Genomic DNA, 8,237 nt, shown 5'->3' with positions numbered 1-8,237 from the left:
TGTTCGCTGTGGCGGTAGCTTCGGGACGGTTCGACCCGGCGCCAAGTGATGGGGTCCTGACGGTGGTTTCTTACCGCACGCGGTATTTCCTTTGTAGCTGAACGTAATTCGCCTGGATTGCAGCCTGCTGGTGTGCCCTCTGCGTTGCCGACGCAGGGGTCGGTCGTTGGGGTCGTTGCCGAACGTCGATGCCTTGCCGGATCGACGAGTCTCATGAACCTCTTCGTGGGGGTCAGGGGTTCGAGTCCCCTTAGCTCCACAGAAATAGCAGGTCAGGCCCGGTCTCAGACCGGGCCTGACCTGTTTTTGTATCTGGCCCCCGTTTTGGTTCTGGATTCTATTCGGTCTAGTGCCCCGTGGGCGATTGTGTACCCGCTGTGGCTACCGTTCGGCGCGGTCCGGTGTCCCCGACAGGATCATGCAAAAAATGGGCAACTGGAAACACCTGGTCATCGCAGATGCCTATTCGATCTGGCGATGCGCGGCCCGCCGGTTCAGGGCGGTTCCCGTTCCCGCCTCGATGCGACCACGAACTGATGGCAGAACCGAGCGGCGGCAGCGTGCAGTCACGCACGAAGCCGCGTTCGGGGATATCACCCACGAATCAGCGACGCGCTCGCCGAACTGAGCCGATACGCTCCAACCGCCATCGGCGACACTGACCAGCCGCGGGTGGCAGCCACGATGATCGCAACCGCCCTCCAGACGATGAGCGAGGCAGATCCTTTCGGCTCGGTCAGAACGCCTCCCTATCCGAGCATCGAGCCCGAACTGGAGAGTTGGCGACGTCGAGCCCGGAGGATGATCGAGGTCGAGAGAGAACTGTCCGCGCTCGGTGTCATGGCACAGAAAGGCGCTCGCCACGATGACTTCTCCACACGAGGTGCACATCTCGGTTCTAGACACGGCCCCCATCGCACAGGGCATGGACGCCGCGACGGCGCTGCGTAACGCCGTCGAGTTGGCGCGGTTCGTCGACGAGCTCGGCTACCACCGGTACTGGATTCCCGAGCATCACGGAATGTCGGGCGTGGCCAGCGCGGCGCCTGCGGTGGTCAGTGAACGCGTCGCCTCCGTGACGCGGCGGATCCGGGTCGGTGCCGGTGGAGTCATGCTGCCCAACCACGCACCTATCGTCGTGGCGGAACAGTTCGGCACGTTGGAGGCTTTCCACCCGGGTCGTATCGACCTCGGACTCGGGCGCGCGTCGGGCGGCCCCCGCGACATCGTCGACCGGGTGCGCAGCGAGGCCGATCGCACCGCCACACCGTTCCGGGATCAGATCCGGGAACTGCTCGCGCTGTTCGAGGCAGCCCACGGTGACGGCCGAACAGCCGCGGTGCCCGCAGTCGGTAACAGACCCGAGATATGGATGCTCGGCAGCAGCGACTGCACTGCCCGAATCGCGGGCGATCTCGGCCTGCCCTTCGCCGCCGCCCACCATCTGAAGCCGAACAACACCATCGAAGCGGTCCTGGCCTACTTGCGAGCCTTCCAGCCTTCCCCGTGGTGTCCGACGCCACGGATCCTGATCAGTGTCGCGGTGATCGTCGCCGACAGTGACGAGCAGGCCCAGTGGCTGGCCGGATCGCTGCGGATGAAGATCGACCGCCGACGGCAGGGACGCCCGATACGCCTGCCGAGCCCACAAACTGCTGAAGCGCAAGGGTATTCGACATACAGCCCTACCAACGACATCGCGACCGGAGTCTTCGTCGGAGAGGTCGCGACCGTACTGGAGAAATTGCGGGCGCTCGTTCACGCGACAGGTGCCACCGAACTCATGGTCAAGACCGACCTGTACGAGCCGAACGATCGACACCACTCCTACGAACTGTTGAAGAACAACGAGCACCAGCCCCTGACGGTCACGCCATCCACATCGCCAGCGCGTTCCTGACCTTCCCCATCTCGACGCTGTTCGTCAGGCGGGGCCTGTATCGCTGAATCCACAGTCCCGTCAGGCGCGGTCGGCGGTCGGTACCGGAGAACAGCGAGGCTTTCGATCGGGTGCCATCGGGCTGCTGTGGCCGACCCCCGCCGCGTGCCATGTAGCGCCGCTGGGTCATGGCGGGGTCCGCATGGTCGAGTACGTCAGCGGTGATCCATGCCGACAGGGCAGGGGGAGCCAACCGGCCGCGGTGGCGACTCAACTGCAATCGGTGGTGATGCTCGGGTTGCGGATCTTCGAAGCGTGCGCCTTCGACATCGCCGATGTCGGCGAAGAACACGGCCACCGCGTGCTGCGTGTGGTCGGCAAGGGCAACAAGGTCGCGCTGGTCCCGCTCCCACCAGCGATCGGGCGCGGCATCGACCGCGCGATCGGTGACCGCGGCAGCGGACCGATCCTGCTCAACACCAGAGGCCGACGGATGGATCGGCACTGCGCCACCCGACGCCTACGGCGGCCCGCGCAGGTGTCGGTGGTGCGCCTGCCACACCTGCATCCGCACATGCTGCGGCACACCTTCGTCACCACCATGCTCGATGCCGGAGTCGACCTCGGAGACGTCCAGATTGCCGCACGACATGCCCCTCGCGCACCACCATGCGCTACGACCGTGCCCGCACGAACCTCGACCGTCACCCAACTGCATCCCTCCGCCTACATGGCATCCGGCACATGGCAACTCACTCAACACACGCACATGCCGATTTGCGCGCGCCGCGTCTTGTCCCGGGTCTGTAACCCACCAGCGCGTAGCTGCGGGCCGCGAATGTGACGTGTGTCACTTCGTGTCAGATTCGGGTCGTGTGGCGTGTCTCGAGGGCATGACTGATTCGAACGCCATCACCAAAGTGGTCGTCATCGGCGGCGGTTACGCCGGTGCCGTAGCGGCCAATCGGCTGCGGCTGCGTCGGGATATCGAGATCACAATGGTCAATCCGCGCCCCCAGTTCGTCGAGCGCATGCGGTTGCACCAGTTCGTGGCCGGTACCCACGAGGCCGCCATCGGCTACGACACGCTGCTCGGCGCGGGTGTGCGGTTCGTCGTGGATCGTGCCGTCCGCATCGATACCGCCGCTCGCATGGTGGAACTGAGTTCGGGGCGCGCGCTTGGATACGACTATGTGGTCTACGCGGTCGGCAGCACCGCCACGGTGCCCGCGTCGGTACCTGGGGCGGCCGAGTTCGCCTATCCGATCGCCGAATACGAACACGCCCAGCGGCTGCGCACCGCGCTGGATGAGGTGCCCGTAGGGGCGCCGATCGTCGTGGTCGGCGGCGGGCTGACCGGAATCGAGACCGCCGCCGAACTCGTCGAGCAGGGCCGCACCGTCACGATCGTGAGTGGCGATAGGCTGGCGGCGAACTTCTCGAATCCGGCGCGGCGGTCGGTGGCGAAGTGGCTGGCCGAGAACGGAGTCGATGTGCGCCAGGAGGTGCGCGTGCGCGAGGTGCGACGCGACGGGGTCGTCTTGGCCGACGGCGATGTGCTGCCCGGTGCGCTCACGATATGGACCGCCGGATTCGGGGTGCCCGAGCTGGCCTCGCGCAGCGGCCTGCGCACCGACGAGGTGGGCCGGTTGCTGACCGACGAGACGCTGACCAGTATCGACGACGACCGCATCGTCGCCGCCGGGGATGCGGTCGCGCCGTCGGGCCGTCCACTGCGGATGAGCTGCTATGCCGCCCAGCCCCTGGGCGCCCAGGCCGCCGACAACGTGCTGGCCCGCATCGCGGGATCCGAACCCAGCGTGCTGGACGTGGCGTTCGTGGCCTGCACCGTGGGCTTGGGCAGCCGCGCGGGTGTGATGCAGTTCAGCCGCCGTGATGACACACCCGTGCCGATGTACCTCGGCGGGCGCGTGGCCGGGCAGATCAAGGAGCGGGTGGGCCTCGCCGGCCCGATCGCGACCATCCGCAAGGAAGCTCGCAAGCCCGGCGCGATCCCCACCTTCATGGGCTTGGGCAGGCGCAAGGAACTGCGCGCGGCCGAACCGGAGCGGACCCTGCAGCCGTGACCCCCATCGATGAACACACCGAACGTTTCGTGCACCTGCGGCCGCTGCTGTTCACCGTCGCCTACGAAATCCTCGGCTCGGGAACCGAAGCCGACGATGTGCTGCAAGACAGCTATCTGCGGTGGCGACGCGTGGACCTGACCACCGTCCGTGACACCAAATCCTATCTCGCCCAACTGGTTACCCGGCAAGCGTTGAATACGTTGCGGGCCGGCGCCAGCCGCCGCGAGGAGTACGTCGGTCCCTGGTTGCCCGAGCCGCTGCTGCTCACCGACGGTGACGCCTCGAGCGACGTGGTACTCACCGAATCGGTCTCGATGGGGATGCTGGTGGTGCTGGAAACGCTCACCCCCATCGAGCGGGCGGTCTTCGTGCTGCGCGAGGTCTTCGGCTTCGATTACGACGAGATTGCCTCCGCGACAGGCAAATCCATCGACACCGTTTATCAGACGGCCCGCCGCGCCCGCAACCACGTGCAGGCCCGGCGCAAGCGGTACGGCCCCGTCGACACCGCCCGAACCGCCGCGGTCACCGAACGCTTCATCACCGCCGCGACCACCGGAGACATGGAAGGCCTGCTGTCGATGCTCGCGCCGGATATCACCTGGACCACCGACAGCGGCGGCAAGGTGACCGCGCTGCCGGAACTGGTCATCGCCGGCGCCGAGCGGGTGGGCGCGATTCTCATGGCGGTCTTCCGATACGCGCAGCGGCGACCGCAGGTACGCATCGAGACAGTGAACTGCAACAGCCAACCAGCACTCGCGTGCTACATCGGCGACAAACTGGAAGCCCTCCTCGTCTTCGATATCGCCGACGACAAGATCATCAACGGCTACGGCATCCGTAACCCCGACAAACTGGCCGCTCTCGGAATCCCCCGCGTAATCAGTCGCACCGAAACACCCACGGCGTAACCCCCGGCACGCGGTGCCGACATCCCATAATGCCGCCTATCGCGCTTACGGAGTGGCCACGTTGTGGGTGGCCGGCGTGCCGGAACGGTTGCGGCTCAGCGCATCCGGTGGTGCCGATCAGCGTATCTCGACCACGACTTTGCCGAGAGCACGCCCCGCGCCGACATGGGCCAGCGCGTTCGCGGTCTCGTCGAGCGTGAAACTGCGGTCGATGTGGATAGCGATCCGTCCCGCGACACACGACTCCGCGAGGGGTGTGAAGTGCGCGGGTCCCTCCTTCACCGCGAGGACCCCGAGCCTGCGGCCGGTCACCAGTCCGGCGATTACGCCGACCGTCGTCAACCGCAGCAACGCGCGTGTGGTGCCGCCGACGCAGCGGTACCGGCCGCCACGCGCGACCGACCGGCGATAGGCGAAGACCGATCGGTGGGCGACGAGGTCGAGTACCCGGTCGTACGGTCCGGTTCGGGTGAAGTCCTCGGCGCGATAGTCGATGACCTCGTCGGCGCCGAGCGTGCGCATGAACGCGAGTTTGGCGGCGTTGTCCACCCCGGTCACGTGCGCGCCCGCGCTTTTGGCCAACTGGATCGCGAACGCTCCCGAGCCCCCGCCCGCGCCGTTGATCAACACCGACATACCGGCGGTGATACCGGCCGTGCCCTGCAGTGCGATCGCCCCGGCTTGCGGCAGGGTCGACGCCTCGGCGAAGCTCAGCGACACCGGTTTGCGGGCCAGCGCCGATTCGGGAGCCACGGCATATTCCGCGAACCCGCCTTTGAGCGTGAGATTGTCGCCGTAGACCTCCTCACCCGGCGCGAACAAAGTGACCTCGGAGCCAACGGCCTCGACCCGTCCAGCGATGTCGGATCCCAGAACGGGGCGTCCGGGTGCCCGGAGCCCGCCGATGCGCGAATACAGTGGTGTCCCCCGCAGCGTCTCCCAATCGGACAGGTTGACCGACGTTGCGTGCACCTGGACGAGCACCTGTTTCGGCCCCGGAGACGGTACCGGGACCTCCGCGACCGACAGCACCTCGGGGCCGCCGTAGCGGTCGTACACAACGGCCCTCATACGATTCCGGCACGGAGGATCGAGCGACAGTCCGACACGCGACAAACTCTAGTTTGCGTGCGGACAGGCGGCCCGGTTTCGGCTCGGGAATTGTTCTGACGCTCCTGTTCGACGCACCTTTCGCCAGCTAGCCGGCTAACGAGGACAACGATGTGGTCCCCGGAGAAAGGAACTTGATGGAGGGGTTGGCCCCGTTCTATCCCGATGTCCAGTCGCATTACGATCACTGACGATTTTTTCGCGCTGTTTGGATCCGATTCGCACCTCAGTCCGAGCCGGGCGGCGAGGACCGGCCGGCGCGAGCCCCTCGCGTGGTATGAAGGCGTACTCGCATCGCTCGGGTGAGAACAGCGTCGCTTTCGCCGAGTAGCAGCCTCCGAGGTCGTCTTCGCTGCACCGGCGGAGTTCATCGGGAGCTGATCGTTCAAGCCACCAGCCTGACCGCCGCCCGCGCCCGCAGGGAACGCCTCGGTCGCCCGCCCGTCATGACCGCCGAGCAGATCCGCCGCGTCCGCGTCATGTGTCCGGGCCGCCCGTCCGGACCGGTGATGCGGGACCGGAAGTCGATCTCACCCGGCCCGCACTGTGTCCTGCAACTCGAGCGAGTACGCGTCCTGGGTGATCAGCAGCCCACCGGGAAACGCCGAGGCGTCGTGATCGGAGTGCTCGGCGGCACGGGCTGGGTGATGGCCGCTGTGCGCATGACGTGAGCTGTGACCGGCATGTTCGGCCGGGGCGGCGGCGGGTCCGCCCTCGCCCGGATGGTGGCCGTGAGTGGCGTGCGGGAATTATACCCCAGCGGGGTATGGTTCACGTCCAGTTGAGTTGCCGGATCGGCGCTCGCGGTGATTGCCGCTGCTCAGTTCATGGTCATCATGGACACCTCGATCATCGGCATCGCGCTGCCGAAGATGCAGACCGAACTCGGGTTCTCCCAGGAGAACTTGACGTGGGTCTTCAATGCCTACGTCGTTGCCTTCGGCGGATTGTTGCTGGTTCTTCCTGAATCTGTTTCTGCAGCAAGTTCTGGGCTACAGCGCATTTCCCTCCGGTGCGGCGCTGCTGCCGATGACAACGTTGATCATGCTCGGAATGGTCGTCCTTGCTCCGCGGGCGATGCAGCGCTTCGGCGCCAAGCCGATGATCGTGACGGGCTTGGTGGTGCTGGGCCTGGGCCTGGGCATCATGTCGTTGGTGCTCTGCCGAGGCTGACCGACGGCTTCTCCGCCGCTTTCCTGGGCGCGGCTGTTGTTGCCCTCGCGGGCGCAGGTATCGCCGCGGGGACCATGCGAAGCCCAGCTCCGGCACTGGTATCCGAACCGTCTGAGAGATGACTCTGCGGAGTTATTCGGACGCTCCGGAGCCCGGCCGTGTGCTTTGTCAGCGGATATGGGTAACCGCTCGATGTTCTGAGAGCGGCCCGGCCGAAGCACCCGTATGGAGAAGCATCATGACCCAGACGAACCATTCGCACGCCACGTCCACCGCCGAGCGGATCGCGCAGAACGGCGTGTTCGCGCGGCTCGCTCGCGCGGGCTATGTCATGTCCGGGCTCGTCCACCTGCTCATCGGCTACATCGCCATCCGGCTCGCGTTCGGCGGCGGGGGCAGCGCCGATCAATCCGGGGCCATGGCGGAACTGGCCGACAAACCCGCCGGCGCCACCACCTTGTGGGTGGGCACGGTCGCGTTTCTGCTGATGGCGCTGTGGCGGCTGGTGGAGACGATATTGGGCCACGCGTCCAAGCCCCATTCCGACAGCAAGAAGTCCGAAGCGTTCGACCGCGTCAAAGCGTTCTCGCTGTTCGTTGTCTACCTGGGCTTGGCCGTCACCGCGTTCCGTTTCGCCCAGGGCAGCGGGCAGTCGAGCAGCAGCCAGAGTGTCGGACTCACCGCACGGCTGATGCAGCACACGGCGGGGACGGTCGCTCTCGTCGTGGGCGGACTGGTCATCATCGCGGTCGGCGGCTACCACGTCTACAAGGGGGCGAGCCAGAACTTCCTCGATGATCTCCGAGGAAGCCAGGGCGCCTTCGTGCGGCGGCTCGGCACCGTGGGATACATCGCGAAGGGACTGGCCGTCGCCGCGGTCGGGTTGCTGGTGATCCTCGCCGCGACGCAATCCGATCCGAACAAGTCCGCCGGACTGGACGGAGCCATCAAGACGCTCGGCGCGCAGCCCTTCGGCGTGGCTCTGCTCCTCATCGCCGGGCTGGGCATCATCACCTACGGGCTCTACAGCTTCGTCATGGCCCGCAGCGCCAAGATGTAGCGCGGGCTAGC

8 protein-coding genes are annotated in these 8,237 nt (G+C 66.3%); 7 read left to right on the top strand and 1 reads right to left on the bottom strand.

Going from position 1 to position 8,237, the window contains the following annotated elements; genetic code table 11:
* Positions 1-865 precede the first annotated feature (865 nt).
* From NNI01S_RS32755 to sigJ, 4 genes are all read left to right on the top strand, one after another.
* Positions 866-1,900: an LLM class flavin-dependent oxidoreductase gene (locus tag NNI01S_RS32755; RefSeq protein WP_063025409.1), complete on the top strand. Its 1,035-nt coding sequence runs from the start codon at positions 866-868 to the stop codon at positions 1,898-1,900.
* 181 nt (positions 1,901-2,081) lie between these two features.
* On the top strand, positions 2,082-2,723 hold the full coding sequence (locus NNI01S_RS36645; protein WP_369689732.1) for a tyrosine-type recombinase/integrase: 642 nt from the start codon (positions 2,082-2,084) through the stop codon (positions 2,721-2,723).
* A gap of 49 nt (positions 2,724-2,772) precedes the next feature.
* Positions 2,773-3,966: an NAD(P)/FAD-dependent oxidoreductase gene (locus tag NNI01S_RS32745; RefSeq protein WP_063025405.1), complete on the top strand. Its 1,194-nt coding sequence runs from the start codon at positions 2,773-2,775 to the stop codon at positions 3,964-3,966.
* Positions 3,963-4,883, top strand: coding sequence for an RNA polymerase sigma factor SigJ (sigJ, locus tag NNI01S_RS32740; RefSeq protein ID WP_063025403.1), 921 nt, complete (start codon positions 3,963-3,965; stop codon positions 4,881-4,883). The genes NNI01S_RS32745 and sigJ overlap by 4 nt, the downstream gene beginning before the upstream one ends.
* Positions 4,884-5,000: 117 nt before the next feature.
* Here the strand turns inward: sigJ and NNI01S_RS32735 are convergent, their stop codons facing one another.
* A complete protein-coding gene (locus tag NNI01S_RS32735; RefSeq protein WP_063025401.1) occupies positions 5,001-5,954 on the bottom strand; it encodes an NAD(P)-dependent alcohol dehydrogenase in 954 nt (317 codons plus the stop codon).
* 485 nt (positions 5,955-6,439) lie between these two features.
* Here NNI01S_RS32735 and NNI01S_RS32730 point away from each other — a divergent pair, with 485 nt between their 5' ends.
* The 3 genes from NNI01S_RS32730 to NNI01S_RS32720 all read left to right on the top strand — a co-directional run bounded on the left by NNI01S_RS32730 (position 6,440) and on the right by NNI01S_RS32720 (position 8,226).
* Complete coding sequence (locus tag NNI01S_RS32730; protein ID WP_063025399.1) at positions 6,440-6,664, top strand: hypothetical protein; 225 nt, start codon at positions 6,440-6,442, stop codon at positions 6,662-6,664.
* A gap of 250 nt (positions 6,665-6,914) precedes the next feature.
* Entirely contained in the window at positions 6,915-7,166 is a 252-nt protein-coding gene (locus NNI01S_RS36270) for a hypothetical protein (RefSeq protein ID WP_063025398.1), read from the top strand.
* A gap of 238 nt (positions 7,167-7,404) precedes the next feature.
* Positions 7,405-8,226 carry a DUF1206 domain-containing protein gene (locus tag NNI01S_RS32720; RefSeq protein WP_063025396.1) on the top strand — a complete coding sequence of 274 codons (822 nt, stop codon included), beginning with the start codon at positions 7,405-7,407 and terminating at the stop codon, positions 8,224-8,226.
* The last annotated feature ends 11 nt before the right edge of the window (positions 8,227-8,237 follow it).

The organism is Nocardia niwae NBRC 108934 = DSM 45340 (genome assembly GCF_001613465.1).
GTDB classification, from domain to species: domain Bacteria; phylum Actinomycetota; class Actinomycetes; order Mycobacteriales; family Mycobacteriaceae; genus Nocardia; species Nocardia niwae.
The sequence above is the reverse complement of the archived record's forward strand: the minus strand, read 5'-3'. Positions and strand labels throughout refer to the sequence as shown.

Coding starts and splice junctions, on each gene's coding strand:
- NNI01S_RS32755 (WP_063025409.1), top strand. CDS start 866: ATGACTTCTCCACACGAGGTGCACATCTCGGTTCTAGACACGGCCCCC.
- NNI01S_RS36645 (WP_369689732.1), top strand. CDS start 2,082: ATGGTCGAGTACGTCAGCGGTGATCCATGCCGACAGGGCAGGGGGAGC.
- NNI01S_RS32745 (WP_063025405.1), top strand. CDS start 2,773: ATGACTGATTCGAACGCCATCACCAAAGTGGTCGTCATCGGCGGCGGT.
- NNI01S_RS32735 (WP_063025401.1), bottom strand. CDS start 5,954: ATGAGGGCCGTTGTGTACGACCGCTACGGCGGCCCCGAGGTGCTGTCG.
- NNI01S_RS32730 (WP_063025399.1), top strand. CDS start 6,440: ATGACCGCCGAGCAGATCCGCCGCGTCCGCGTCATGTGTCCGGGCCGC.
- NNI01S_RS36270 (WP_063025398.1), top strand. CDS start 6,915: ATGCCTACGTCGTTGCCTTCGGCGGATTGTTGCTGGTTCTTCCTGAAT.
- NNI01S_RS32720 (WP_063025396.1), top strand. CDS start 7,405: ATGACCCAGACGAACCATTCGCACGCCACGTCCACCGCCGAGCGGATC.